The sequence below is a fragment of the Enterobacter cloacae complex sp.6700776 genome (assembly GCF_048284255.1).
Classification (GTDB): Bacteria; Pseudomonadota; Gammaproteobacteria; order Enterobacterales; family Enterobacteriaceae; genus Enterobacter; species Enterobacter intestinihominis.
Genome location: NZ_JBLVYK010000168.1, coordinates 1 through 303, shown reverse-complemented (window position 1 = coordinate 303; position 303 = coordinate 1). Strand labels below are relative to the sequence as shown.

Annotated in this window: 1 protein-coding gene; it reads left to right on the top strand. The window is 56.4% G+C overall.

The window, feature by feature from the left end; translation table 11 throughout:
- Positions 1-303, top strand: a 303-nt coding sequence (locus tag ACNQ0T_RS23740; protein ID WP_417930446.1) for a sodium:solute symporter family transporter, incomplete at both ends; no start/stop codon positions are given.

The window sequence follows — 303 nt, the reverse complement described above, 5'->3', positions numbered from 1 at the left end:
GGCAAGCTAATCCAGCTGCTGTTCGGCCTTAATTACCATGTCGCCGTAGTGCTGGTTGGCGTGCTGATGGTGCTCTATGTCCTGTTCGGCGGCATGCTGGCGACTACCTGGGTGCAGATTATTAAAGCGGTTCTGTTGCTGTGCGGCGCCAGCTTTATGGCCTTTATGGTCATGAAGCACGTCGGCTTCAGCTTCAATAACCTGTTTACCGAGGCGATGGCGGTCCACCCGAAAGGGGCGGCGATTATGAGTCCCGGCGGACTGGTGAAAGATCCGATATCCGCGCTCTCTCTGGGTCTGGGT